At 68.1% G+C, this 24,821-nt stretch carries 24 protein-coding genes and 2 pseudogenes; 19 read left to right on the top strand and 7 right to left on the bottom strand.

What is annotated here, in order from left to right; genetic code table 11:
* Position 1: 1 nt before the first annotated feature.
* Positions 2-499 carry a DinB family protein gene (locus ACQEXA_RS57740; protein WP_433134863.1) on the bottom strand — a complete coding sequence of 166 codons (498 nt, stop codon included), beginning with the start codon at positions 497-499 and terminating at the stop codon, positions 2-4.
* Between the two features lie 420 nt (positions 500-919).
* Between ACQEXA_RS57740 and ACQEXA_RS57735 the strand changes: the two genes are divergently transcribed.
* On the top strand, positions 920-1,144 hold the full coding sequence (locus ACQEXA_RS57735; RefSeq protein WP_432940419.1) for a hypothetical protein: 225 nt from the start codon (positions 920-922) through the stop codon (positions 1,142-1,144).
* Positions 1,145-1,270: 126 nt separating this feature from the next.
* Here ACQEXA_RS57735 and ACQEXA_RS57730 read toward each other — a convergent pair whose 3' ends face one another.
* Positions 1,271-2,551 carry an IS256 family transposase gene (locus ACQEXA_RS57730; protein WP_432938879.1) on the bottom strand — a complete coding sequence of 427 codons (1,281 nt, stop codon included), beginning with the start codon at positions 2,549-2,551 and terminating at the stop codon, positions 1,271-1,273.
* Between the two features lie 764 nt (positions 2,552-3,315).
* Here ACQEXA_RS57730 and ACQEXA_RS57725 point away from each other — a divergent pair.
* From ACQEXA_RS57725 to ACQEXA_RS57700, 6 genes and pseudogenes are all read left to right on the top strand, one after another.
* The gene (locus ACQEXA_RS57725) at positions 3,316-3,501 is read left to right on the top strand and encodes a hypothetical protein (protein ID WP_433134862.1); all 186 of its coding nucleotides are present in this window, start codon (positions 3,316-3,318) and stop codon (positions 3,499-3,501) included.
* A 55-nt stretch (positions 3,502-3,556) separates the two neighbouring features.
* Positions 3,557-7,615 (top strand): Kelch repeat-containing protein, encoded by a 4,059-nt coding sequence (locus ACQEXA_RS57720; protein WP_433134861.1) that lies wholly within the window; start codon positions 3,557-3,559, stop codon positions 7,613-7,615.
* Complete coding sequence (locus ACQEXA_RS57715) at positions 7,612-7,893, top strand: carboxypeptidase regulatory-like domain-containing protein (RefSeq protein WP_433134860.1); 282 nt, start codon at positions 7,612-7,614, stop codon at positions 7,891-7,893. The genes ACQEXA_RS57720 and ACQEXA_RS57715 overlap by 4 nt, the downstream gene beginning before the upstream one ends.
* Positions 7,894-8,147: 254 nt before the next feature.
* Positions 8,148-11,093 carry a helix-turn-helix transcriptional regulator gene (locus tag ACQEXA_RS57710; RefSeq protein ID WP_433134859.1) on the top strand — a complete coding sequence of 982 codons (2,946 nt, stop codon included), beginning with the start codon at positions 8,148-8,150 and terminating at the stop codon, positions 11,091-11,093.
* Between the two features lie 76 nt (positions 11,094-11,169).
* Positions 11,170-11,349 carry a hypothetical protein gene (locus tag ACQEXA_RS57705; RefSeq protein ID WP_433134858.1) on the top strand — a complete coding sequence of 60 codons (180 nt, stop codon included), beginning with the start codon at positions 11,170-11,172 and terminating at the stop codon, positions 11,347-11,349.
* Positions 11,350-11,352: 3 nt separating this feature from the next.
* Positions 11,353-11,699, top strand: a pseudogene (locus ACQEXA_RS57700) (transposase family protein); the annotation flags it as partial.
* Positions 11,700-12,679: 980 nt separating this feature from the next.
* On the opposite strand, the gene ACQEXA_RS57695 reads toward ACQEXA_RS57700, so the two are convergent.
* Positions 12,680-14,029: a hypothetical protein gene (locus tag ACQEXA_RS57695; protein WP_433135499.1), complete on the bottom strand. Its 1,350-nt coding sequence runs from the start codon at positions 14,027-14,029 to the stop codon at positions 12,680-12,682.
* 146 nt (positions 14,030-14,175) lie between these two features.
* Between ACQEXA_RS57695 and ACQEXA_RS57690 the strand changes: the two genes are divergently transcribed.
* From ACQEXA_RS57690 to ACQEXA_RS57635, 12 genes and pseudogenes are all read left to right on the top strand, one after another.
* Positions 14,176-14,685, top strand: coding sequence for an ATP-binding protein (locus ACQEXA_RS57690; RefSeq protein WP_433134857.1), 510 nt, complete (start codon positions 14,176-14,178; stop codon positions 14,683-14,685).
* On the top strand, positions 14,682-15,398 hold the full coding sequence (locus ACQEXA_RS57685; RefSeq protein WP_433134856.1) for a hypothetical protein: 717 nt from the start codon (positions 14,682-14,684) through the stop codon (positions 15,396-15,398). Before ACQEXA_RS57690 ends, ACQEXA_RS57685 begins: the two co-directional genes overlap by 4 nt.
* 153 nt (positions 15,399-15,551) lie before the next feature.
* Entirely contained in the window at positions 15,552-16,661 is a 1,110-nt protein-coding gene (locus ACQEXA_RS57680; RefSeq protein ID WP_433134855.1) for a radical SAM protein, read from the top strand.
* A gap of 2 nt (positions 16,662-16,663) precedes the next feature.
* Positions 16,664-16,798 (top strand): hypothetical protein, encoded by a 135-nt coding sequence (locus tag ACQEXA_RS57675; protein ID WP_433134854.1) that lies wholly within the window; start codon positions 16,664-16,666, stop codon positions 16,796-16,798.
* 88 nt (positions 16,799-16,886) lie between these two features.
* Positions 16,887-17,690: an aminoglycoside phosphotransferase gene (locus ACQEXA_RS57670; RefSeq protein WP_433134853.1), complete on the top strand. Its 804-nt coding sequence runs from the start codon at positions 16,887-16,889 to the stop codon at positions 17,688-17,690.
* A gap of 62 nt (positions 17,691-17,752) precedes the next feature.
* Positions 17,753-18,042 (top strand): annotated as a pseudogene (locus ACQEXA_RS57665) (DDE-type integrase/transposase/recombinase); the annotation flags it as partial.
* 40 nt (positions 18,043-18,082) lie between these two features.
* Positions 18,083-18,406, top strand: coding sequence for a hypothetical protein (locus ACQEXA_RS57660; protein ID WP_433134852.1), 324 nt, complete (start codon positions 18,083-18,085; stop codon positions 18,404-18,406).
* A 138-nt stretch (positions 18,407-18,544) separates the two neighbouring features.
* Positions 18,545-18,757: a hypothetical protein gene (locus ACQEXA_RS57655; RefSeq protein WP_433134851.1), complete on the top strand. Its 213-nt coding sequence runs from the start codon at positions 18,545-18,547 to the stop codon at positions 18,755-18,757.
* Between the two features lie 8 nt (positions 18,758-18,765).
* Positions 18,766-18,975 carry a hypothetical protein gene (locus ACQEXA_RS57650; RefSeq protein WP_433134850.1) on the top strand — a complete coding sequence of 70 codons (210 nt, stop codon included), beginning with the start codon at positions 18,766-18,768 and terminating at the stop codon, positions 18,973-18,975.
* Positions 18,972-19,334, top strand: a complete 363-nt coding sequence (locus ACQEXA_RS57645) for a glutamate ligase domain-containing protein (RefSeq protein ID WP_433134849.1) — start codon at positions 18,972-18,974, stop codon at positions 19,332-19,334. Before ACQEXA_RS57650 ends, ACQEXA_RS57645 begins: the two co-directional genes overlap by 4 nt.
* Before the next feature lie 831 nt (positions 19,335-20,165).
* The gene (locus tag ACQEXA_RS57640) at positions 20,166-20,624 is read left to right on the top strand and encodes a hypothetical protein (protein WP_433134848.1); all 459 of its coding nucleotides are present in this window, start codon (positions 20,166-20,168) and stop codon (positions 20,622-20,624) included.
* Positions 20,618-21,478, top strand: coding sequence for an ATP/GTP-binding protein (locus ACQEXA_RS57635; RefSeq protein WP_433134847.1), 861 nt, complete (start codon positions 20,618-20,620; stop codon positions 21,476-21,478). Before ACQEXA_RS57640 ends, ACQEXA_RS57635 begins: the two co-directional genes overlap by 7 nt.
* A gap of 182 nt (positions 21,479-21,660) precedes the next feature.
* Here ACQEXA_RS57635 and ACQEXA_RS57630 read toward each other — a convergent pair whose 3' ends face one another.
* The 4 genes from ACQEXA_RS57630 to ACQEXA_RS57615 form a co-directional block, all read right to left on the bottom strand.
* A complete protein-coding gene (locus ACQEXA_RS57630) occupies positions 21,661-22,554 on the bottom strand; it encodes a replication-relaxation family protein (RefSeq protein ID WP_433134846.1) in 894 nt (297 codons plus the stop codon).
* Positions 22,555-22,999: 445 nt separating this feature from the next.
* Positions 23,000-23,479, bottom strand: a complete 480-nt coding sequence (locus tag ACQEXA_RS57625) for a hypothetical protein (RefSeq protein ID WP_433134845.1) — start codon at positions 23,477-23,479, stop codon at positions 23,000-23,002.
* A 521-nt stretch (positions 23,480-24,000) separates the two neighbouring features.
* Positions 24,001-24,501 (bottom strand): hypothetical protein, encoded by a 501-nt coding sequence (locus tag ACQEXA_RS57620; RefSeq protein WP_433134844.1) that lies wholly within the window; start codon positions 24,499-24,501, stop codon positions 24,001-24,003.
* A 105-nt stretch (positions 24,502-24,606) separates the two neighbouring features.
* The coding region (locus tag ACQEXA_RS57615; protein ID WP_433134843.1) for a hypothetical protein at positions 24,607-24,821 on the bottom strand (215 nt) is incomplete at its 5' end.

Below are 24,821 nucleotides of genomic sequence, written 5' to 3'. Positions count from 1 at the left end.
ACTACTGTTCGGCGATTTTGTCGATGCGCTCGCGGAGGAGGTCAGCGTGGCCGTTGTGCCGCGCGTACTCCTCGATCATGTGGGTGAGGATGTAGCGGAGAGAGAAGACGTTGTCTCGGTACCGCCCGGTGACGTCGGGGGACTCGGCGGCATCCACGATGTCGCGGGATCGGGCGCACTCCTCGTGCCAGATCGCGAACGCCTCGGACGGGTCTGCGGTGTCGACGTCGAAAGCGCCGCCGTCGCTTCGGGGCCAGTGCACGTCGCTGTGCTCGCCGTTCAACACGTTCCGGAACCAGGTCCGCTCGACGTCAGCCATGTGCCGGACGAGGCCGAGCAGCGACAAGCCCGAGGGCCGCACGGCCTTTTCCCTGAGCTGCTCGGCTGTGAGCCCCGCACATGCCATGGCCAGCGTGTCACGCTGGCGCTGCAGGAAGCCGGTCAGCGTGGTGAGCTCATCGGCCACCCGCGGAGGTTCGGTCCTCTCCCGGTTGTCCATCGGACCATCATGACAGCGAGGGGCGCACGGCAGTCGGATCTCTGCGGCTGACCTGCGCCGCCGACGACCGGCTGCCGCTCGGCGGTTCGGCTCGAGCCTTCGGAGTGTGGAGGCCGGCCTTGGCATGCGTCCGGTGGTGGCTCCGCCCTGCTCCCGTCGTCGGCCGACGCGGTGGTGCACGGCTGATGGTCTGCGGGGGAGCGTCGGTTGAACGTCGTCGTCTGGGCGTCAGTGGCGTCGACGCGGTGACCTGGTCGTCGATGCTGACGGGCGGTGCTCACTCGTTGCTGGCATGAGTGACGAAGGGCCATGTCATTCTCACGCCGACCACCAATTCACGCCGCTTCCGCAGTAGCACTAGCACGCCGCAGCACAGCCCGTGGGCTCATTCACCCCGGCTTTGTCGTACTCGATTCGCCCGTGCTGACCTACCGCCGGCCTGAAGACAGGCAGGAAGACGAGCTGATGACCTACGACGTTGTCGAGAACTTCTACAGAGATCTGCTCGACAACCTCCCGGGCCAGGTCATCGTCATTGAGAACCCCACCCCGCCAGCGGGCGTCATGGATCGCGCTGCTGTGTATGCGTTCAGCGTCGATGGATCGGGTCGCCAGGGGCTCTTTCCGCCTCGAGACAAGAAATGAGCCCGACCGGCTGTGCTGAATGGCCGGTCCGACTCTCCATGCACATTGAGATCAGGGCGGCGTCAGACCCATTCGACGCCCAGCTCGGGTGTGTCAATTTAACGGCTGATCTTGGTTGTTGAGCGGTCAGTTGTTGCTCGGGGTCAGGCGGCCCTCGAAGGCGATCTGGAAGGCGTTGAGTGGGGCCTTCCAGCGCATGGTCCACCGCTTGCGGCCCTTCCCGGTCGGGTCCAGGCTCATCAGCGCCATGTAGATGCACTTGAGGGCGGCGGCCTCGTTGGGGAAGTGTCCGCGGGCGCGAACGGCCTTGCGTATGCGGGCGTTGACGCTCTCGATCGCGTTCGTGCTGCAGATGACCTTGCGTATCTCGACGTCGAAGGAGAGGAAGGGCACGAACTCGGCCCAGGCGTCCGACCACAGCTTCACGATCGCTGGATACTTCTGGCCCCAGGACTCCTGGAACTCCAGGAACCGCTCCGTCGCCGCGTCCTCGCTGGGAGCGGTGTAGACGGGCTTGAGGGCCTTGGCAACCTTGTCCCAGTCCTGGCGGGCGGCGTAACGGAACGAATTCCGCAGCAGGTGAACCACACACGTTTGGACAATCGTGCGAGGCCAGACGGTCTCCACGGCCTCGGGGAGGCCCTTGAGTCCGTCGCAGACCAGCATCAGCACGTCGTCCAGGCCGCGGTTCTTCAACTCGGTGAACACGTGCAGCCAGTACTTCGCGCCCTCGCCGCCGTCACCGGCCCAGATGCCGAGGATGTCGCGGGTGCCGTCCACGGTCACGGCCATCACGACGTAGATGGGGCGGTTCGCGACCTGACCGTCGCGGATTTTGACATTGATAGCGTCCACGAACAGGACCGGATAGACGCGGTCGAGCGGCCGGTTCTGCCATTCGGCCATGCCGTCCATCACCTTGTCAGTGATGGTGGAGATGGTCTGCTTGGACACCTCGGCGCCGTACACCTCGGCGAGATGAGCCGATATCTCCCCGTGGGTGAGACCCTTCGCGGACAGGGACAGCACCATCTCGTCGACACCGGTCAGGCGGCGCTGCCGCTTCTTGACGATCTGCGGCTCGAAGCTGCCGGCGGTGTCGCGGGGCACCTTCACCTCCACCGGACCGATGTCGGTCAGTACGGTCTTCGCCCGGGTGCCGTTGCGGCTGTTGCCGTTGTTCTTCCCGGCCGGATCGTGCTTCTCGTAGCCGAGGTGATCGGTGATCTCGCCTTCCAGGGCGGACTCCAGCACCCGCTTGGTCAGCATCTGCAACAGCCCGCCCTCGCCAGTCAGTTGCAGTCCCTCACTACGTGCCCGGTCAACGAGCATCGCGACGAGCTGTTCGTCCGACGCGGCCGATGGCGTCGCATTGCCTGCCGACTCCTCCACGGACCCTTGCTCCATCGTCATCTCGCTCACGTGGCGTCTCTCCCTTGATCAGCAGATCCGCCGTTGATTAGACACTCCCCCCAGCTCTCGCAGCTCGTCTGTCCAGGAGCGGTGTTTCTGATCAGTGTCTGGTGCTTTTACCTGGGTTTATCAGTTTGATGTGCTGGTGTGGCCGGGTGGCGCGGGTGCTTCGGCCGGGGGTGCGAGTGTGGGTGGCGTCTTGATGTGTGGGTCCTGGCCTGCGGCTTGGTCAGTTGGTGGGCCGGGTGATCGGGTGGTGTCAGTTGTGGTGACCGGCGATCAGGTTCAGTGATCGCTGGTATAGGCGGCGTGTTCTGCGGGTGGTGGGTGGTGGTGCGGCAGGTGGGGCATGCTGTGGGGCTTCGGGGGCCGTAGCGGTGGATGGGCGTGGCGCACAGGGTGAGCCATTGCCCACGTGGTCGGCGATGCCGCCTACATCGGCGAGCACCTGCGCGAGCTCGGTGACCGGCTCTCCTGGGCGGGCTTGAACGAATCGCCAGGTCGCTGTAGGGCCGTCGAGTCCTGCAACACAGGTGCGGGGCAGTTGAAGTCGGCCGTGCGCAAGCACGGGGTGACATCCAGGACGGTACTGGCAGTGACTCTGATGCGGGCCGGAATCGTCCGAAAAGTCCGATGTTCTCATGTGCGCCCATGCATTCTTTTAGCCCATCCGCCCAATGGATAACGCACGATGACCGGTCCCATACTCCCTGAGCGAACTGCGTCCCGCCGGGACGCATCGACGAAATGGATTGCTTATGAGCAGTGCCGAGGAGACGGGTGCGTGCGGGCGCGAACTCCAGGGCGATCGCGACGGGCCCGAGTACACGGCCGAGGAGACGGGTGCGTGCTCGTGCGAACTCCACGGCGATCGCGATGAGCCCGAGTACGCAGAAGAAAAACGTACTGACTCGAAGGAGCCGTCCGCCTACGTTCCGCTCTGACTCCGCCCTCTAACCCCGACTGAAGGGTTCTCAGTCCATGAAGAGACGTGGGCGCTTGCGCGCTCCTGTTTCGGTCCTTATAGCCACGGGCCTCGGCGTGTTCGCCGCGGCTCAGACCCCCGCCATCGCCGCCGTTCCGGCGGCTGCGGCTCAGCCAACCGTCATGCAGCACTCCACGGGGTCGCCCGCCACGCGGGCCGAGGCCTCCCTGCTGGCGGCAACGTCCCCCGCTCCGGCACCTCAGGCATCGCATGCGTCAGCTGCGGCTGCAGGTGGTGTGACATCGATGTGCGCGACCCCGACGTCGAAGTTTGTGGCGCGGTGTTTCGCGATGCGGGTCAATGCCGTCAACGGCGGTAAGGGCCTTAGGGCTGCCGCCACCCCGCCTTCCGGTCTGGGGCCCAGTGACCTGGTCAGCGCCTACAATCTGCCGAAGGACGGGGGCGCCGGCGCGACGATCGCGATCGTCGACGCCTTTGATGATCCGAACGCGGCCTCCGACCTGGCCGTGTACCGGCAGCAGTACGGCCTGCCGCCGTTGAACCCCGGCCAGTTCATCAAGGTCAACCAAGAAGGCCTTCAAAGCAACTACCCGCGGGCCGACAGCGGCTGGGCGGGTGAGATCTCACTCGACCTCGACATGGTCTCTGCTGTCGCGCCCAAGGCCAACATCATCCTCGTCGAGGCCAACAACGCCATCACACCCGACCTCGGTGCCAGCGTGAACGAGGCCGTCGCGCTGGGCGCGGGCTACGTGTCGAACAGCTACGGGTCCGGGTACAGCTCCACACCCGGCAGCGGCGAGTCGGCGGCAGACCTGCAGGCGTCGAAGGAGTACTACGACCATCCCGGTGTCGCGGTCGTCGCCTCCAGTGGTGACGAGGAATACGGCGTCTCATTTCCCGCGTCCTCGCCCTATGTCACCTCCGTCGGCGGCACCTCGCTGGTCAAGGATCCGTCCACGGCACGCGGTTGGAGCGAGACGGCCTGGAACAGCCGCGGGTCCGACGGCCGGAATTACGGTCCTGGTTCCGGCTGCTCGACCATCGAGCCGAAGCCGGCGTTCCAGAAGGACACCGGCTGCACCAATCGCACCGTCGCCGATGTCTCGGCGGTCGCCGACCCGGCCACCGGCGTCGCGATGTACGACACTTACGGCGAGACCGGCTGGCTGCAAGCCGGCGGCACCAGCGCTTCCTCCCCGATCATCGCCTCGACCTACGCGGATGCCGGGCCGGTAGCCAAGGGGACGTATCCCAACAGCTACCCGTACGCGCACACCGACACTCTCAACGACGTGACGTCGGGTTCCAACGGCACCTGCACCCCTGCGTATCTGTGCACCGCGGGACCTGGCTACGACGGCCCCACCGGATTGGGCACGCCGAACGGGACCGCCGCGTTCAGTGGCGGGCCGGTCGGTACGCTCAGCGGCACCGTCACGGATGCATCGACCGGCAAGCCGGTCTCCGGGGCGAAGGTCAGCGTGTCCGGACCGTCTCCGGAAACCACGGCCACGGGTGCTGACGGCACCTACCAGTTGAGGCTGGCGCCTGGCTCCTATGACGTCACTGTGGCCGCCTTCGACTACACAGGCAAGCCGACGGACACCATTGTCGTCACCGCCGACAACACCAGCACGGCCAATATGACGCTAACCAAGGTGCCGACGGTGACCGTCAGCGGTACCGTCACCGACGCTTCCGGGCATGGCTGGCCGCTCTACGCCGCCATCAAGATCGACGGCACACCCTACGGCACGCTCTACAGCAACCCGGTCACCGGCACGTACTCCGTCCAGCTGCCGGAGAACGGCAGCTGGACGCTGCACACCACCTCCAACTACCCCGGCTACGCCGCGCGTGACACCAGCGTGACGACGAAGACCACGAGCGTGGTCCATAACATCGGGCTCACCGCCGGGCTACTGTCGGCGCACGGTTCCGCGCCCGGCTATACCGAGCACGCCTCGGGCAATACCGAGGCCTTCGACGGCACTACGCTGCCGGCAGGATGGAGTGCCGACGCCACCGAGGGACAACCCTGGCAGATATATACAAATCTGGGGGACAACCCTACGGGAGGCACCGGCAATCTCGCCATGGTCCTGGCTATGGATCAGAACCTCAAGCCTGTTCCGACTGACTCGGCGCTGCTCACTTCCGTGGTGACGGTACCCGCCTCCGAGACACCGTTCGTGTCCTTCGACACTGTCAGCATCGGCGGCATTATGGACCTCGACTACAGCGCGGACGGCGGCAAGACCTGGACGACCGAGAGGCAGAACATCGCGGACAAGCTCGGACTCCAGACGGTTGAGCTGCCCGCCAGCGGCAAAACGGTCTCGGCGCGCGTCAGGTTCCGTTACCAGGCCAACACCCCAAGCTCCCCGTTCGGCCTTGGTTCGGAGATCGACAACGTCCACCTGGGCGGCGCCTGGGTGACCCCGCAGACCGGCGACCTCATCGTCGGTAACATCACCGACGGCATGACCTCCAAGCCGTTGGACGGCGCGAGGGTGTCCGTCGCGGGCCGGCCGCAGCAGTCCGCGCTCAGCGCGCCCATGGCGGGCCTCGCAGGCCGGAGCGACGGGTTCTACTGGTTCTTCTCCTCACTGACCGGCCGCCAGACGGTCACCGCCACGGCGTACGGCCACGACCCCGCCTCCGCGAAGGTGAAGCTGGACGCCAACAAAGTCACCGGGGTCGACCTGACGCAGCACGCCGGCCGACTGGTAACCAGCAGCAGCCCGATCAGCGCGACCGTGCCGTGGCAGGGTTCGGCGACCCGCGACCTGACGCTCACCAACACCGGTGACGGTCCTTTGACGGTCAAACTCGATGAGTTCAGCGGTTCGACGACGCCCGCTCAAACGCAGGGCCCGGCGCTCGAGCGTGTGCCGATCAACAGGAACAGCCTCAAGACGCACGGCCTGCCGATCCCCACGTCTGTCGTGAACAGCACCCCTGCGCGGACGAACGCGAAGACCAACGAGACCAGCGGCGCAGCGACGACCTCGGGGCCGGACTGGACATCAATCGCCGACCTGCCCTCCGGCGGCTGGGCCATGGTGGCCGGCAGCTACCAGGGCACGCTGTACGCAGGGCTGGGCGCCAAGGGCGCGAGCTGGGACACGAACCAAACGTTCTATGCCTACGACCCGGCCGCGAAAGCCTGGCGCCAAAAGGCCAGCGCACCTTACGCCGCGGAATGGGGGCAGGGCAACTTCATCGGCGGCAAGTTCTACGTCACCGGCGGCATGGACGCCAGCGTCAAGTTCACCGCCAAGACGCAGGTCTACGACCCCGCGACCAACAGCTGGAGCACGGCTGCTGACAACCCCAGCCCGACGGTCGACAGTGGCGCCGCTGTACTGGACGGAAAGTTGTACGTCGTCGGCGGAATCACCACTACCGGTAGTACTCTCACCACTGTCTCCGCCGTCAAGGTCTACGATCCGAAGACCGACACCTGGAGCACGGCCCACTCCTACCCCGAATCGATCGAGGGTGAGTCGTGCGGCGCCATCGCAGGCAAGCTCTACTGCGCTGGTGGCGACAACGGCGCTGGCGACAACGGCATCACTACACCCGTCACTACAGACGCCTACGTCTACAACCCGTCCAGCGACACCTGGCAACGCGTCGCCGACATGCCCCTCGGCCTGGACACGGCGGCGTACAGCACAGCCGACGGACGACTGCTCATCTCCGGCGGTTCGCTCGGCGACGGGACGCGGATGACCAACGCGGGTTACGCCTACGACCCGGCGATGAACTGGTGGACACCGCTGCCCAATGCGCCCACGGCGTCTCTCGATGCGGTCGGCGCGCTCGGTTTCTACTCGATCGGAGGCTGGCAGTCGGACATGGCGGCTGGCTCGGTGCTGTCCGGCTACGACCAGGTCAGCCCGGTCAACGTGCCGTGGCTGTCGGAGAGCCGAGCGACACTGACCATCCAGCCCGGCCATCACGCAACCGTACGCGTACAGCTGAACGCGCGTGACGCCGCGCTGACGCGGCCGGGAACCGAGACCGCGACCCTCATGATGGAGACCAACTCCCAATACCCCAACGCCACCATTCCGGTCTCCATGACGGTACAGGCGCCATGACAGTACAGGCGCCGACGGCCCGGATGGAGATCACCGGCACGGCCAGCGCCCGCGACACACACCGGAAACCTCACGCCGCGGGGACCACAGTCCAGATCAACGGCCGGACAAGCCCCTGCAGGCTCACGACCCAGGCCAACGGCCAGTACGACCTGTGGCCGGACGCCACGGACAGTCCCGTCACGATCACCGTGACCAAGAACGGCTACCAGCCGGCAACCGAGAGGGTGCCACTGCATGCGGGCAAGAAGGTGACCATCAACTTCAACCTGACGTAAACGCAGCCACGGTCGCTCTACGTCGACCACGACTGAACCGATGGTGGGGCCGAGCGCTACGCGCCCGGCCCCACTCCGCGGTCCCCTTGGGCCCGGAGGCCGACCGAACTGAACAAGTGCGACCTCACACCTGGTATCGCGAGGAACGGGCGAGATCGCGATGGTGCTGGTAAGACGGCGCCGCGGATCGACGCTAACCAACGCGTATGGGAGCGTTGACCGTTGTCTCGGCGACACCATAAGGAGGGGTTTCAGTGGGACGAGGGGCACCCGACGCTGCACCGGAATGCGTGCCCGCGCGACCTCCACGCCTGGTCGGCCGCCGCGCCGAGCTGGAGTCGATCATCCAGGCGCTGACCGGCGCTGCGGCCACGGTGCTGATCGAGGGCGAGGCGGGCGTGGGCAAGAGCCGCCTGCTCCGAGAGGCGCTGCACACCCACGCCGTCCAGGCGCGCGGCCCCCTGGTTGCCATGTGCTTGCCCTTCAAGGAAGCGCTCACCCTGCAACCAGTCGTGGACGCGGTACGCCAGGCCCGCACAGGTCCGGCGGGGATCGAGTTCACCGCCCTGGCCGGGGCGCTACGGCCGCTGTTCCCGGAGTGGGCTCACCAGTTGCCGCCGGATCCGGGCCCCCTCGGCGACGCCGGCGCCGCGCGGCACCGGCTGTTCCGCGCGCTGGGCGAACTGCTGGAAGGGCTGGGTATCGAGATCCTGGTCATCGAGGACCTCCACTGGGCGGACGACGCGACGCTCGGCTTCCTGCTGTTCCTGGCCGCAGAGCACACTCGGCGCGTCAGCCTGGTGCTCACCTATCGCCCCGAGGAGGTGCCGGCCGGCTCCGCGCTGCGTTCGCTGGCCGCGCGGTCGACCACCGGGGCCGGGCACGTGCGCGTACGCCTCGCCCCGCTGTCGGTGTCCCACAGCGCCGAGCTGGTCTCCTCCATGCTCGACGACGAGCACGTCTCCGACGCCTTCGCCCGTCTCCTGCACCGGCGCACCGAGGGCCTGCCACTCGCCCTGGAGGAATCCGTCCGGCTGCTGGGTGACCGCCGCGACCTGGTGCGCTCCCACGGTGAGTGGGTCCGCCGCGCTCTGGAGGAGATCAGTGTGCCGCCGACCATCCGTGACGCCGTCCTGGAGCGTTTCGCCCGCCAACCCCCGGACGTGCGACAGGTGGTCCGCGCCGCGGCCGTCCTCACCGAGCCGGCCGAGGAGTCCCTGATCGCTCACATCAGCGCCCTGCCCGCACGGCGCGCCGTGGCCGCGGCGGCCGCGGCCCTGCGCAGCGGGACCCTCATCGAACAGGCCCCGGGTCGGCTGGGGTTCCGGCACATCCTGGCCGCTCGCGCCGTCCACGACGATATTCCGCTGCACACCCGCCGGGCCCTGCACCTACGGGCCGCCCAAGCCCTGGAGCAGACCAAGCCCGCCCCGCTGGCCCGGCTGGCACACCACTTCCGCGAGGCGGGCGCCAGAAACCGGTGGTCTCACTACGCCGAACGGGCCGGTGACCTGGCCCTGGCCTCCGGCGATTACCAGAACGCGGTCGCGATGATGCAGATGCTCCTGGCCGAGGGCGAGTTGCCGACCGAGGGCGTGGTGCGCTGGTGCCAAAAGTTCCCCGTCTTCGCCTGCACGGGATACCTGGGCGGGACGGACCTGATCCGCACGCTGCGCTCCCTGATCGACGATGCGGCCCTGGATGTCGTCGAACGAGGCCGGATACGCCTGCAGTTGGGCCGCATGCTGGTCCTCACGGGCCAGTACGGCGCGGGCGCCGCCGAGTTGCAGTGCGGGATCTCCGAACTCGCCGACCGTCCGTTGGAAGCGGTGGGCGCGATGAGTGCATTGGCCCGGACGGTGGCGCCGTGGCTGTCGGTGGCAGAGCAACGCCGCTGGTTGGACCGGGTCACCGAGTTGGCGCGGACAGTACTGCCGCAGGAGTACCGTCTGACGATGCTGGTCGAGCGGGTCACCGCGATGCTGGGCATGGGAGATCCCGCCGGATGGAAGGCCGCGCGGCAGATACCCGCAACCATCTCCTCCACCCGGGACGCGGTCGACCTGACCCGCGCAGACCTGAACATCGGTGACGAGGCGATACTCTGGGGCCATTACGGCGAAGCCAGACAACGCCTGACCGCCAGCCACCGTTCGGCCGTGGAACGGGGGTTTCTCCGGATGCGCGACCTGGCGGCCACGACCCTGATCCACCTCGATTGGCACACGGGGGCCTGGGAAGGACTCGCCGAGCGGGCCGCCGCTGTGGCCGCCGACGCCGGGGACGAGCCGCTGATCCAACTCGACGCCTCGCTTGTCACCGGTCATGTGACCGCGGCCGCCGGCGACCTGGACGCGGCCGCGGACCGGCTCACGCACGTGCTGGTCGACAGCCGTGCACGGGGCCTCTTCTCCATGTCGCTGGAGGCCGCCGCCGCGCTCGCCCGTGTGCGGTTGGCGCAGGGGCATCTGGACGAGGCGCTGAGGGTGACGGAGGAAGGCTGGCACGCCGTGCTGCGCAAGGGCGTCTGGCTGGCCGCGGCCGACATCGCCCCGATCCGCGTGCAGGTACTGGTCGCGGCGGGGCAGCAGGCGGACGCGGTTGAGCTGGTGTCCGCGTTCGCACGTGGCGCGCGCGGCTGCACCGCTCCCCTCCTCAAGGCGTCCCTGGCCACCTGCCGGGCCCACATGATCGATGCCCCACGGAAACCCGCACGAGCCGCTGCCGCCTGGGCTGCAGCCGCCACCGCCTGGGAGGCCCTGCCCAGGCCGTACGAGGGACTGCTCGCCCGGGAGGCGCAGGCGCGCTGTCTCGCCGCCGCCGGTGAGGGCGACGGGGCCCTCGCACTGCTGGTGGCGACTCGGGACGGACTGTGCGAGCTCGGCGCCAGGCACGACGCGGAGCGACTGGTCGGCGCCCTGAACTCGGCGGGTCCGAAAAGCGGTTCGCGTAACGGGCGGCGCGGTCCGCTCGGTTACGGCGACCAGCTTTCCCCCCGGGAGCTGGAGGTGGTGCGGTTGATGCTCGCCGGGTTGACCAACCCAGAGATCGCACGCACCCTGGCCCGCTCACCCAAAACCATCGCCGTCCAGCTGAAGTCCGCCATGCGCAAACATGGAGTGGCCTCGCGCACGGCGCTGGCCGTCAGCGTCATGCAGGCCGGGATCGAACCGGCCGTCCCGGCGGAAGAGACATCCTGAGGGGTGTCGGACGCACTGCGTCCGCCGCGTTCCAGCTTTCCTGCTCCCTCTCGTCTTCCGCAGGCCTGGGCTCAGCTTGACTCCCGAAACCCGCGACGCAACCGGAGCATTCTTCCCCCTCGCCACTTGGGTACAGGAGCAGCTGACCACAGCACCGCGGCAAGCCCTGAACAACCTCCACCACGCCCTGCTCAAACACAGCGGCAACAACCTCAACGACGACATCGCCGCCATCGCCATCCGCAAAACCGACTGACCGCATCCCGCAACCCCCGCCGCCCGCAACGAAGGCATCGCCGTCTGTTTCGAGCGCTTCCCCGACGTGGAGGTACTCCTGGACGACGACTACCTCGGCCTCCGCCGTGACCACCCTGGACAGGCCATCACACCGCCGAGGAAGCCGAACAAGAGCGCGCTGCCGCCGGTCCACGCACGGTGGGAACGCGACCGCCACTGGCACTCATCCGACCGCATCACCGTCGAACACGCCCTCGCCGACCACAACGCTGGAAACAACTGACCCGCTGGACCCACCGACGAGACCGGCTGCCCGCCACCTACCAGGCCATCGCCGGTCTCGTCTCCGACCGCACCGCAGCCATCTGAATAGCGGCCCGCAAACAGGCCAGCACACCCCATCCGCTATCACGCACCAACGGCGCGCTGCAGTCAGGAGGGTGAGGATCGGGGGAGTGTCCTCGAGGCGGGAGCGTTTCCAGCGCTGCTGACGGGGGCGGCCGCCGCTGCCGCGCCGGTACTCGTATCCGTCGGGCTGCTCGAGGTCGGGTAGGAGCCCGTGCCCGAGTGCGCTGATGAAGCTGTCGGCGTTGCTTCTCCGTGCGGTCGGCGCCGAGCTGTTCGGCAACCGCGCGCGAGCAACTCAAGGCCAGCGGGGGGTGGACAGTTCCAGATGGGTCTCCCTCTGTGCAAGGGGGCGGGTGGGTGAGTGGGGGCGGTGCGGGGGCTTGGAGCCGCGGTGGGCGGCGTGGCGCTCGGCATGGCGGTGTATCCGGTGTCGCACCAGGCGTGGCAGAGCTGCCCGGGCGGTGCGAGACGGGTCTCGCACCGCTCTTCGAAGTCCTCGGGTCTAAACGGGGGCGGTGGGCTGCTCATGCCGGGGCGTCCTTGATGCGCTCCGCCACCTGGCGGGCGGGCAGAATCGGGGTGGTCGTCATCAGCGCTGAACACCTGGCCTCCCGGATCTGACCCGGACTGGACGGGGGGATCTGGAAGTTGGTGGCGGGGCTGATCCGCCACATGCGGCCGTGCGGGTCGGTGACGGTGTAGTCCAGGAACTGGGGGTCGTCCTGGCGGCCGTTGTCGCTCCAGGTGAGGCTGACGGCTGTGAGGGCGCGGCCCAGCTGGGCGCAGCGTTCCGGGGTGGCGTGGCTCGTCGGCCTACGGGCGGGTGAGCTCGCGGTGTATGCGTTCGCTGGTCTCGCACGCTTCCCGGCGGGCCTGGTCGGCTGCGGCCTGCGGGCTGGCGGCGTATATCGGCTTGTTCCGCCCCACTGTGGCGGGTTGGCCGTATCTTGGGTGATGCCGTCTCCGGGGTGCCTCGACAGCTCCCCCGGAGGCGTCCTCGTTCAGGCCTTGGCCGCTGCGACCTCTCGCACCCGGCCGGAGAGCTCGCGCACTGCGCGGGTCTTGGCGTACGGGGCGAGGCCCTCGCGCATCGTGGCGAAATGGTCGTCACCGCGAACGCTGGACACGTGCTCGTAGTCGTCGAGGAACCGCGTCCACGACTCGCATGAGGCGTCGAGGTGCCCGTACCGGAGCTGCCGCTGCGCGAGCACTGCGTAGGCGTGGGCGCGTCCCTGCCGCTCCTGGGCGGGCTGGTGGCGGATGGACTGCTGCAACGCCGCGATACCGCCCGGGAGATCGCGTTCTTCCATCAGCACGTGACTGACGTGGAAGAGGTAGGCGGTCAGGTCGTAACCGCCGATCGCGTCGCGCCGGTTGTCCGCCTTGGACAGGGCGCTTTCGGCTTCACGCAGCCGGGCGTGCGCCTGGTGCCGGTCGCCGACCATGGACGCGGCGTGGGCTTGCTGCCCGCGAAGGAACGCCACCAGGCGGGGGCCGGCCGACGGTGCTACTTCGGCCGCGGAGTCGGCGAGCTCGAGCGCCATCCGCCCGTGCCCCAGGTTCGAGGCCTGCAGGGACATGCCGCGCAGCGTGCGGCAGTAGGTGACGTGGTCGCCCGCCTCGTCAGCGAGCCGCAGCGCCTTCACGTAGTACGTCTGCCCCAGGCCATGCGATTTCTCGTACATAGCCATCCAGCCCGTCAGGTACGTGAGGTCCGACGCGGCCGCGAGCATGTCCCGCTTCACCGCCTCGGAGGCCTGGGCGCGCAGCCAGGGAGCGACCGTGTTGACGAGGAAAGCGGCCGCCATCGGACGGGCGTGGCCTGCGCCGAACTCGTCGAGGATGTCGGCGATGCGCTCGGTCATGGACCGCACCGATTCGACTTGCGAGGCGCCGATCCGCGTTGTCGCTTTGCCTGGCGTGACCGGGTCGTCGGCGGCCCGCGCGGTCGCCTGGAACACGGGCACGCTGAGTGCCGCGGTGAAGAGGGTCGCGGCGAGCGCTCCGCGACGGGATGGGTCCATGTCCGCCCTTCCGAGGTCGATCAACTCCTCCACAGTGTTGACTGATTGGGAGCCGTCGCCTGCCACGGCGGGCGGGAAGCCTGCTTCCGTGTGAGTTACCAGCCGGCCGAGGCGCGCGGCCAGTGCCTCAAGGATTAGGGGCCTGACCTGGGGCCTTGGCGGCGTCCCCGCAATCCAGTGCGCCACGGCCGTCCGGTCGTACGTGAGCTCGAGTCCGGCCTGCGGGCCGAGCCGATTCACTTGCTGAGCTAATTGCGTGCGCGTCCATCGTGCCTGCTCAAGCAGCTCGGCCAGGGCAGGGTTGGGCGTGCGCTTCCTCCGGGCCATGTCCTCAACTCCCGACAGCTCCATGGCGCTCACAGGTGCGTTCACGGTGTTCACGGTTTCACCTGGCTTCCACGGTACCCGCAGAGCGTCACCGCGCGATTACCTCTTACGAGTAAAGGGACTGATCTCGGCCTTTGGGAGCAGGGGTGACCAGCGCACCAGCAGTGAGTAGAGGCGCCATCGCGCCGGGAGTCGACGCCTCCCAGCAGAGCGGGCGTCCCCGCCTCGCGCACGACGTGATGAGTGTGAGCTTCGAGGTGTCGCCGGAGCCGGGGCGGATCGTTGCGGAGCGCGACGCCCGGCGAGTGCGGATAGTTCGACGTACGGCCGCCGCCCGGCTCAGGTTCTGCGGGCTCGAGGACCTCGTCGACGACGCGACTCTGATCGTCTCGGAGCTGGTCACCAATGCCATCCAGCACAGCGGTGGGCGGCAAGTCACCCTCACCGTGGCCGTAGTTGACGGCTGGCTGCGCATCTCCGTCCAGGACGAGATGCCCGGCGAGCCGGCAGTCCGTACGGCCGGAAGCGACGCAGAACGCGGCCGCGGACTCTTCCTCGTTGAGAGCATCGCCGATGCCCACGGCGGCGCGTGGGGCACCACCGACGGCGGAGCCACCACCTGGTGCTCCCTCGCCCTCGCCCAGGAGGCAGCGTGATCACCCGCCCGCTCCCCTACAGCCCCTACCGGGGGCGCACCACAAAAGAGAGCACACCCGCCGAGCCGGGCCTGATCCCCTTCGTCATCCAACGGGAGGGCGAGGACGCCGCCCCGGCCAACCTGGTCCTGCAGAGGCTGGCCTTCGGCCGGTACCGCCTCTGCTACAGGGACGAGGACCCCCGGGACCGTGACCTGCACGGCGTGCTGATCGCGCGGTGCGCCTTCAACTCGGTGGACGAGCGGAAGATGCCGACTGGGAAACCTCAGTGGAAGCTGATGCACCCCTACCGGCAGATGATGACGATGCAGGCCATGCGCTGCCAGGTGTGCGCTGAGCCCGCCCGGACTCCGCTCGGGTACGTCTTCCTCGCCGGCCCCCACGGCGCGGACACCGACCGGGCGCCGGTCCTCACCAACCAGCCGCCGGTCTGCGCCCGTCACGTCCGCGCGGCCGTCCGCCTGTGCCCGCACCTCCGGATGGGCGCGACCGTCCTCCTGGCCCGCAGCGCCCCTCTGTACGGGGTGGCGGGCGTCATCTACGGCTACGGCGACAACAGCATCCAGGTCGTGGCGCGCCCCGACACACCCCTGCCGTACGGGCACCCGAACCTGTCGACCTTCCTCGCGTCGCAGCTCGTCCGTCGGCTGAGCGACTTCCGCGTCATGGACCTGGACGAGCTCGTCCGGGAGCTGGGCGCAGCCACCGCATAGACCTGCCCGGTGGCCCGGACGCCCCCGAACCGCGGCCATCGGGCAGACCCACCCCCGGCGCGGGGATCGTCTCCGACATTCCCCTGCGGCGACCCGCCTCCCCGCGCCGGGCACCACCATCCAACTCTCGCCCCGAGGCGAAGGGACTACGACGTGCACGAGCTCGTTGCAACACCGTTCGGACGGCGGCGCCTCATCCTGCGGCCCGGAAGCCCCAAGGCCGTGCAGCTGCCCGTAGCCAAGTTCGAGGAGCTGCTCGCCCTCGCATCAGTGCCCAGCATCGTGCCGGGATGGCTCGTCGACGCCGTCCGCGCACAGTGGAGCCTGGACCTGGCAGGCCGGGACGTGGCCGACGTCCTCCTGGTCCGTGAGCCGGGACCGTACGAGTTCAGCCGTGCCACATGGGAGATCAATCTCGGCTGTGACTACGACTGCGTGATGTGCTACCTCGGCGAGAAGCGGTTCGAGGGCCTGGATATGGCGGGCAAGCGGAAGTTGCTGGCCGTCATGCGCGACGCGGGCGTGATCTGGTTGCAGATCACCGGCGGCGAACCGCTCATCGACCCGGACTTTCCCGAGTCGTACCGGCTCGCTCACGAGCTGGGCATGCAGCTGGAGATCCTGTCGAACGGGTCCCGGCTCCACAAGGACCACATCCTGAACATGCTGGCCACGTATCCGCCGGCCAAGCTGTCGCTGAGCATGTACGGCGCGAGTGCCGAGACGTACGACAAGGTGACCCGGAACCGTGGCGCTTTTGACCGCTTCCGGATGGGGCTTTACAAGGCGGTTGAGGCCGGGCTGAACATCGACCTGAGTCTGATCGTCGTCCGGGAGAACGCCCACGAGGTGGACGCCATGCGGGCCTGGGCGCGGGAGCTTGGCGTGAAGTTCCGTGAGTACGCGAATATCTCGCCCACGATCCACGGCACCGCGGAGCCGCTGCCGTCGCAGTCCCCCCAGTACCTCACCAACCGGGCGCCGTTCACCGGCTGCCCCGCCGGCGTGACGTTCTTCCACGCCGACCCGTTCGGGCGGGCCTCGATCTGCAAGGTCGGCCGCGATCCGAACATCGACCTGATCGCCGAAGGCGTGGAGGGTCTCGCACGGCTCGGCGGGAACGCCGAGTCCCTGATGCTTCGCACCGGAGGATGCAGCGGCTGCAAGCTGTCCGGCACGTGCCGGGTGTGCAGGCCCATGGCCAAGGTCTTCCAGGCTGCGAAGGCACCGCTCGTCAACTACTGCCAACACGGAATGAGGTAGGCATGACTGCCGTCATGGTCGAGATCGCCAGCAAGCCCGTCACCGAGGACCCCGACGCGATCGTCCTCGTCGGCGACGTCGAGGAGCTGACCGCGGGCACCACCCCGGGCTGCGGTGACGACAACCCTTACAACTGACAGACCCATCCGCCGGTACAACTGATCCAGTTGCCGGGGCCGTGCGAGCGCGCGGCCCCAGCGCCGTCATCCCCACCTTGGAGGCTCCATGCCCACCCAGCGTCTGACGGAGTTGCCGGACGCCGTGACACGGTTGATCGAGAAGCACAGCGGGCCCGTGGTCGACGCCGGGACCATCAACGCGGGACGCAACAGCGCCATCGCCGCCCGCGTGCAGACCACCGATCGCACGCTGTTCGTCAAAGGCCTGCCGCTCGATCACCCCTGGGTCTGGACACAGAAGCGGGAGGCAGACGTCAGCCCCTACGTACGGGGCATCGCCCCTGAGCTGTACTGGCACGCCGAAGAAGACGGGTGGAGCCTCCTCGGCTTCGAGTTCGTCGAGGGCGGGCACGCCGACTTCACGCCCGGGTCATCGGACCTTCCGGCGGTCATGGCCACCATGACGCGGCTCGCTGCTGTGACGGCCCCGAACCTCGAGCTGAAGACGATGCCGCATCGGTTCCGGACCTACGTCGACGACCCCGCCGACCTGTCGTGGTTCGCCGGGAACAACCTTCTCCACACCGAGTGGAACCCGCACAACGTCGTCATGACCAGCGGCGGCGCCCTGCTCGTGGACTGGGGATGGGCATCGCTCGGCGCCGCCTGGATCGACCCGGCCGTGTGGCTGCTGTGGCTCATCGCCCGCGGCCACACCCCGGAGCAGGCCGAATGGGCGGTCGCCGCGCATCCGGCGTGGGGTTCGGCGCCGCCTGCCGGCCTTGACGCGCTCGCCCGTGTCCAGCACCGCATCTGGGACTCGATCGCGGCCGAGAGCACGGACGGCTGGGCGGAGCCGATGCAGGTCGCGGCACGCGCCTGGGACGCGCACCGCACGGCCAAACCCTGACCCGGCACGCCCGTTACACCTTCGGCCGCCTGCTACCGCTGGGGCCGAAGGTGTGACGAGTTGAGCTGAAGCTGGTGACCGGGGTGGACGACCATTCGAGGTTCTGTGTGATCGCCTCGGTGGTGGAGCGGGCGACCGGGCGGGCGGTGTGTGTGGCCTTCGCGGCTGCTTTGATGGCGTTCAGGTGCTGACCGACAACGGCAAGCAGTTCACCGGCCGGTTTGGGACGCCGGGACCGTCCACGGAGGTGCTGTTCGACCGGATCTGCCGACTGAACGGCATCAAGCATCGGTTGACCAAGCCTCGTTCGCCGACGACCACGGGGAAGATCGAGCGGTTCCATCAGTCGCTGGGCATGGACGCTGGACATCGAGGGCCGAGGAACCGTGTCCGTGGAGCAGGCAGAGTTCCCCAACCACGCACACGCACTCGTCACGCGCTACGCCTACATCCTGTGGGATGCGCTGAGCTGCCACGGCGGTATCCGCGTTGACTTCATGGTCACCAGCGCCGGCGCCCGCTACGCCCTCGAGATCAACCCCACGCTGGGCATGTCCCGAGAAGCCAACTTCGGCACCGGTGCGGGCCTGGTGGGATTGAGCCATACCGATGTGGTGCGGGCCTACCTCCACGAGGCGCTGACCCGGCCCGCATACGATGTTCCTCTGTCCGCGCCCGTCTTCACCGGAACGTCGGAGCCGCGGGACGCTGCCTAGTTCCCAGGAAGAGCACTGCTCGTGTCCGTGATCCACGACGTGCCCATGTGCCGACAACTCATCCCCGAAGAGGAATGGAAACGGCACGGCGGTTGGACACTCGGTGACCGCCTGGAATGGTCGGATCGAGCATGCGGCATGGCAGCGCTCCGGATGATCCTGCTCGCCTACACGGGCGCCTCGCCGACGGTCACCGAGTTGCTGAAGCTCGGCGAGAAGCGGGGCGCCCGCGTGGCGGCCGGCTGGTGCATGCGGCCATCGCTGAACTCGCACGAGAATTTGGCGTCGACAGCGAGGCGCATCCCGTTCCCGCCGAGGAGCTCGGGCAGCGTCTCGCCACCGCCCCGCTGATCATCTCCGTGACCGAACAGTTCCCCGAGGACGGCCGCCGCGGCGGTCACCTGGTCATCGCACACGGCTACGAGACGGAACCGGTCCCCACCGTGCACCTCCGAGACCCCTCGCGCTGGGGGCAGAGCCATGACCGGCTGCCACTCAGCCGTGTCGCCGCGTCCTACACCGGCCGCGCCATCACCTTTGAACACCTGACGAAGCGGGGACAGGCGTGAGCGACAACAAGCCGACCGAAGAGTCCACCGAAGGCAGGACGATCGCCATCCTCGGCGAGATGCTCGAGCTGGGCGACGAAGCGCCCCAAGCCCACTGGAACGTCGGCCAGATGGCAGGCGAGTACTGTGTCGACCTCGTAATCGCGGTAGGCCAGGACATGGCCAAGCAACTCGCCCTCGGCGCCGCGGCCGCCGGCGTTGAGACTGCCATTGTCGGCGACAACGAGACCGCGGCCGAGCTCCTGCAGAAGCTCTTGCAGCCCAACGACATCGTCCTCATCAAAGGCTCTCGGGGCGGCATGCGATGGCAGATCGCCCAGGCCATCACAGGCCAGGAGATCATCGGCATCCTTAGCTGACACGTCCACGTGCCAATCCGCAGTCACTTACTATGCGCGGACCGGGTGCCTCAACCAGTACGAGGTCGAAGAGGAGCAGCAAGGGGCACGGCGTACGTGCCGGCCGATGTCAGGGTGAGCTGCACCGAATGGGCCGCTCCGAACTCCTGTTACGGGGATCCCGACCGCTACTGCAATGGGCCCCTCCAACTGCTCCTGGCCCTAGCAGAACAACCGCACGAGCACAACGGGCACTACGAGCTCTCCTTCATGTTGGGCCGGATGGCGGACCGTCTCACGCCGTGACCAGGACTCTGCCCTCAGCGGTGCAGCCCATCGGGTGCTCAGCGGTCTGCGCACATCGCCGGAATGCGCAGTCGCTGTCCATTCGCGGGTGTGACCGTTGCGCACCAGTAGTGCGTATGCCTGCCGTAGTGCGCGACGGCAGTCGCAGTCTGCGGACTGCGCAGCGTCGGGGCCTGGCTGACGTCGTATGGTGCGCAATTGCTGTCTTACAAACGCAGACTTCGGCCGATCGGACTGCGCAACAGCGCTGACCTGCTGTGGTCGGGTTCATGGTCGGGGCTGAGACGGTCGTGGTCGGCCCGGTGGGGGCCATGGTCGGGCCTCGTGTTTGGCGTTGAATCGCCTGTGAGGGGCGGTGCGCGAGCGGTTACGGTGGTGATCACCGCACTCAGGCATACAAGGGGATCCATGCGAACGGCGATCCAAGTACGCACCTTTGGACTTTGCGCATGCGTATCGGCGCTCACCGTCGTCCTCGCCGGGTGCGGCTCCAGCGCACCCAGAGACAGTGGCCCGGACAGCGACCCTGCGAAGTCTGAGGCCCCGGTGTCCACCGGGCCGGCGTCGACGCTACCGGCTGACCCCGACGCCAAGGAGGAAGCGGCCGTCCTGGCCGCTTACGACGGTATGACGGCCGAGCAGGCCAAGGCGTACCGGCAGGCGTCCGAGAAGGGGACGGCGCTGGAGAGGTACGCCACCCTCAACGCGCTCGGCCAGATCCGCAACGATCTCACCCGGCTCAAGAAGTCGGGGGCCATTGTCCGGGGCGGGATCGGCCATGACGCCCAGGTGACTGCCCTTGACATGACCGCCGAGACCCCGAAGGCCTCGCTGTCGGACTGCATCGACCTCTCCAAATACGAGACGTACGACACTAAGGCGAAGAAGGTGATCCCGCTCCCGACTACTCAGCCGCTGCGGTACCGCGCGACGGCCACGGCGGAGCGGTGGGAGGGCCGCTGGATGGTGACCGACATCAACACCCAAGGGGGCGGCTCATGCTGAGGAGGGCGGCGCCCGTCGCCGTGGCACTGGCAGTCCTCCTCGCCCCCGCCGCGCAGGCCGACGGCGGCGGCACGGGCATCGGTACGGGCGACTGCGAGGCCGCGACGCTCTACGTCCGTGTGTGCGCCGAGGACAGCAGCACCACGCCCGGCTCGGGCAGTGGGCCGAGTGCGGACAGCGCTTCGAGTACTGGTGACTCAGACGGGCCGGAATGCACATACACCCGGCTGAATCCGCAGCCCCCGCCGGACAACTACTACTGGAAGGGACACCAGGGTGAGCAAGGCGCGGTCTACGGGGTGAACTGCCCTGACGGCCGAGGAGCATGGACGGTCTTCGTCCCGGAAGGGCAAGCCCCCGCAGCGCCGCAGATCGCCCCGACCGTCGTCGCCCAGCGCGCGGTGGACTCCATGAAACTCGTGGGCCCGAAGGTTGCCAGTCCACGTGCCGCCGGGACGTACGTGGTCGGGATGCCCATGTGGATGTGGGTGGAACCCTCGCCGACAACGTACGGCCCGAGCACTGCCACCGCGACGGCTGGCGGCGTGACCGTATCGGCCACAGCCAAGGTGACCAGGGTCAGCTGGGACATGGGCGACGGCTCCGCACCAGTCGTATGCAACGGTCCCGGCACCAAGTACACAGCGAGCATAGGCAAGGCGGTCTCACCGGACTGCGGCCACGTCTACACCACCACCTCCCAGAGCGCCGACGGACGGTTCCGCGGCACGGTCACAGCCACCTGGACCGTCGACTGGCAGGTCATCGGAGCCACCGGCGATACCGGACAGCTCACCGAGATCCGCCAGAGCCCCTTCACCGTAGAAATACACGAAGCCCAGGCCCTCAACTGACAAAAGGCAGGGGCCACGACGACACCAGCGCCACAGGAGCCTGGCGAGGCTGCCATGGCGGCAGCGCTACCAGATCTGCGGACAGACCGCGCGCCCCCCGTTCGATCACCACCAGTCCTGCTGTCGTGTTCGGACCGCTGATCTGCTCGCACGCGACGGCCTCGAGGGGGGTAGGCATTCGATCAGCCGCGCAGCGAGTCCATCCAGCTGACCTGCTGCCCCGGGTTCGTCATGGGTCGCCAAACGGGTGCTGAGGGCCCGTCTCGGAGAAGGTCGGTCAGCGAGGCGGCCAGCATGGGCACGCCGCGTAGGAAATCGGCTCGTGCGAGCTTGGCGCCGGCGTGGAGGGCGCTGATGCGGTTGTCGATGCCAGCGGGGCCGGTGCCGTCAAGGACGAACAGCAATCGCGGGAACACGGGATACCGGCGCCGCCATTCCTCCACCGGAACCTCGCTGCCGGGCCGGGCTCGGCCGACAGTCACGGGGACGTGCCGGTACAGTCGCTCGTAGGCGCTGATTTTCGCGGTGAGACGCTCGGGACCCATGGTGGCCCGGTCGACCTCCACGAACGCCCGCAGCATCGACCATCCATCGCCGTCCTTGGCCTCACGCCGGTAGTACAACAGGGCATCCGGTATGAGGGCTTCCCCGCCCCCGAGCGAGTGGTAGACCTCCGGGATCCAGTCCAGCGGCTGGCACACATCCCCGCAGCGGCGAGCGTCCTGCACGAACGCACGAGCAGTCTCCGTCACCACCAGGGCATGCCCCACACGCAGCCGGGCAGCGGTCCGGTCCGCACCCAACCTCGGCGGCCGCCAGTCCCGCAACTCCGGCCACTCCGAGGCCACTTCCGCCCCGTATTGGGTGACGAACCACACCCGCGTCCGGCCGGCCTGCGGCAACGTCACACGGTCGATCAACCCCTCACCGCGTAGCTTCACCAGCCGCCGCCTGGTCTGCTCGATCCGCACGCCAGGCGAGATCATGAGATGCACCTGCTCCGTGGTGGCCATCCGGTGCTGCGCCAGCACCGCCAATGCCAGCCGGTCCCCACCGCCCGCATCCCCGTTCACCATCGCTGTGCCCCTTCCATACAGTGCAACGCCACCCCTCCGGCGCCGCGTGTACGGCCACAGCAGCAGCGGGCCCCGACCAAGGCCCCGACCATCCAGGCCCGACCAGCGTCACGATGCGATAACCCCATCCCCGACCCCGCCCATAATCCCTCGGGAGACCCGGCCGACATCCCCGCCGACAACCCGTCCGCACCCACCCGGTACCTGACGGAGTATCCGCACGTCATCACGACGTTCGAGCATGGTCGGCAGCCCGACATCCCCCTATGCGCCTCTCGCAGGCTCCCCGAAGCAGAAGAAAGAGAAGGGTGGGGGCGGGCTGGGGCAGGCGGTCGGCGCGGCGGGGGATCGGGGTGCCCTCAGGGATCTCTTGCGCGTCGGCGGGGGCCTTCGCGCTCGACGCCGGGCAGACCCGGCGCACACAGGGACAGGGCGCGGCGTGCCGTCACGATCCCGCGCTGGTCTCCTCACCCTGCCCGCGCTCGTACAGGGCACGGGCCTCGTTCACGGCGCGCTGCCACGTACGGGTGACACCGCCGTGCTCAGGGGCCAGTTGCGCGGCAAGACCGCGGTGGTATCCGCCGGCCTGACGCAGCGCCTCGAGGGCCACGGCCACCGCTCTCTCACGCTGCTCGCGTCCCGGGCCGCCACCGTTGGCGCCGCGCCCGTCACCGCGCCTGCGGCCGGCCACCCCGAGCAGCCCGGTGCCGACATCCTCCTGCCAGGCCGCCCAGAAGGCTTCCACCGCTTGCTGGTCAAAGAAGTGCGTCCGGCCCACCGTGCACACGATCTCTGGATGCCGCCGCTCCTGGGGCAGTTGAAGGCGCTGGGCGTACCAGCGAGCGACTGTCGCCGCCGACGCACCCGTCAACTCCCTGATCCACGCACGGCTGACGACCCACCGGCCCTCATACACGCGACGCAACCGGTCGTCCCCGGCACCTGACACAACCACTCCCGCATCTCTCTCCGACAAGGTGCAGCACCGCCCACATGATCTGATATCCCCTACGATAGAAGAGCCTCGTCTGAGAGAAGAGGTTACGCTGGCGGGGAATTTCCGGCCCGGGTTTGCCGACCCTCCGGATCCACCGTTCCCCGCCAGCCCCAAAAACTCGAGAAAAGAATACCCAGCGCGCGCCATTCAAATTCCGCTTTTCCTCATTCCTCTTTTGCGCGCGGTCTGCTCCGCAGACGCGACGCGCCGCCGCTACGCGGCGGGAAATACGGGCGTGCTTCGCACGCCCGGAAAAGGGCGGGGCGCTGGCATCGCTACGCGATGCACAAAGAAAGAGGGGGCGGCCCGCTGATGCGGGCCGCCCCCTCTTTCAGTCGCGACGCTCCGCGCCGCTAGGCGGGGGTGCCGGGACTCTGCGTCGACCGGCACCCCCCGCGCCCCAACTGGGGCCGGATGCGGGCCGGGTAGCCATCCCGGCCCGCGCAGCTCTACAGGATCGTGTAGGCCACCGGCGGGTAGACGGCCTCGTCGTCCTCGTCCGCGGTGGTGTGGACGCCGAACGCGTTCAGGAACGCGGCCGGTTCGCGGTCTTCGATCAGCTCGGCCGCACGGGCCGCCTCGCACTCGTTCAGCGCACCCCACGTCAGGTCCCACGCCTGCACCGTGTAGGCCGGGCCGCCCTCCTCCTCGGCGGGGGAGCGCAGGTACATCACGCCGTAGCACAGCGTCTGAGCCAGCCCAACAGCCAGCAGGAAGGCGAAGTTGTCGAAGTATCGGGACTCCACGCCCACCAGGTCATCCGACCCGCCCTCGCCCTGCACCGTGACCGGCAGGGTGGCGCTCAACGGCTGCTCCTGGCCGTCCATACCCACCCCCAGCCGCAGGACGTGCTCACCCGGCGTCAGACGCGCCATCACCCGCGCGAGCACCAGGTGCGCCTCGTCCCGGGCCTCGGCGAAAACATCGAGAGAAACCGGCTTCAGCTTCATTGAATTTCCGCTCCTTGTTTCGTCTGAGAGAATTTTGCCCGAGAAGTTGCCGCTCCTTCGGACACTCTTATGCTATCTCTGCAATCTGATCCAATCCCATCGAATTCAAGCCAAGGGAAAGAAGAAATGAGACGACCAGGCTGGCCCAGCCAGCCGTTTTTCAGGAATTCGCGGAGCGAATTCCTGCGCTTGGATCGCGGAGCGATCCGATACACCGTCACGGAGTGACGGTGTATCAACTGCCGTGCGAAGCAAGGCAGTTGAACCGGCGCGTAGCGCCGGCGCGTCGTGTTCGCGGGCAAATCTGTACTTCGTTCGAG

The sequence above is a fragment of the Streptomyces sp. CA-106110 genome, from assembly GCF_050936285.1.
In the GTDB taxonomy this organism is placed as follows: Bacteria; Actinomycetota; Actinomycetes; order Streptomycetales; family Streptomycetaceae; genus Streptomyces.
This window is presented reverse-complemented; position numbering and strand designations above follow the sequence as displayed.

Coding starts and splice junctions, on each gene's coding strand:
- ACQEXA_RS57630 (WP_433134846.1), bottom strand. CDS start 22,554: ATGGTGAACGGGGATGCGGGCGGTGGGGACCGGCTGGCATTGGCGGTG.
- ACQEXA_RS57620 (WP_433134844.1), bottom strand. CDS start 24,501: ATGAAGCTGAAGCCGGTTTCTCTCGATGTTTTCGCCGAGGCCCGGGAC.
- ACQEXA_RS57635 (WP_433134847.1), top strand. CDS start 20,618: ATGCTGAGGAGGGCGGCGCCCGTCGCCGTGGCACTGGCAGTCCTCCTC.
- ACQEXA_RS57670 (WP_433134853.1), top strand. CDS start 16,887: ATGCCCACCCAGCGTCTGACGGAGTTGCCGGACGCCGTGACACGGTTG.
- ACQEXA_RS57740 (WP_433134863.1), bottom strand. CDS start 499: ATGGACAACCGGGAGAGGACCGAACCTCCGCGGGTGGCCGATGAGCTC.
- ACQEXA_RS57675 (WP_433134854.1), top strand. CDS start 16,664: ATGACTGCCGTCATGGTCGAGATCGCCAGCAAGCCCGTCACCGAGGAC.
- ACQEXA_RS57725 (WP_433134862.1), top strand. CDS start 3,316: ATGAGCAGTGCCGAGGAGACGGGTGCGTGCGGGCGCGAACTCCAGGGC.
- ACQEXA_RS57730 (WP_432938879.1), bottom strand. CDS start 2,551: ATGGAGCAAGGGTCCGTGGAGGAGTCGGCAGGCAATGCGACGCCATCG.
- ACQEXA_RS57655 (WP_433134851.1), top strand. CDS start 18,545: ATGGCAGCGCTCCGGATGATCCTGCTCGCCTACACGGGCGCCTCGCCG.
- ACQEXA_RS57695 (WP_433135499.1), bottom strand. CDS start 14,029: ATGGCCCGGAGGAAGCGCACGCCCAACCCTGCCCTGGCCGAGCTGCTT.
- ACQEXA_RS57715 (WP_433134860.1), top strand. CDS start 7,612: ATGACAGTACAGGCGCCGACGGCCCGGATGGAGATCACCGGCACGGCC.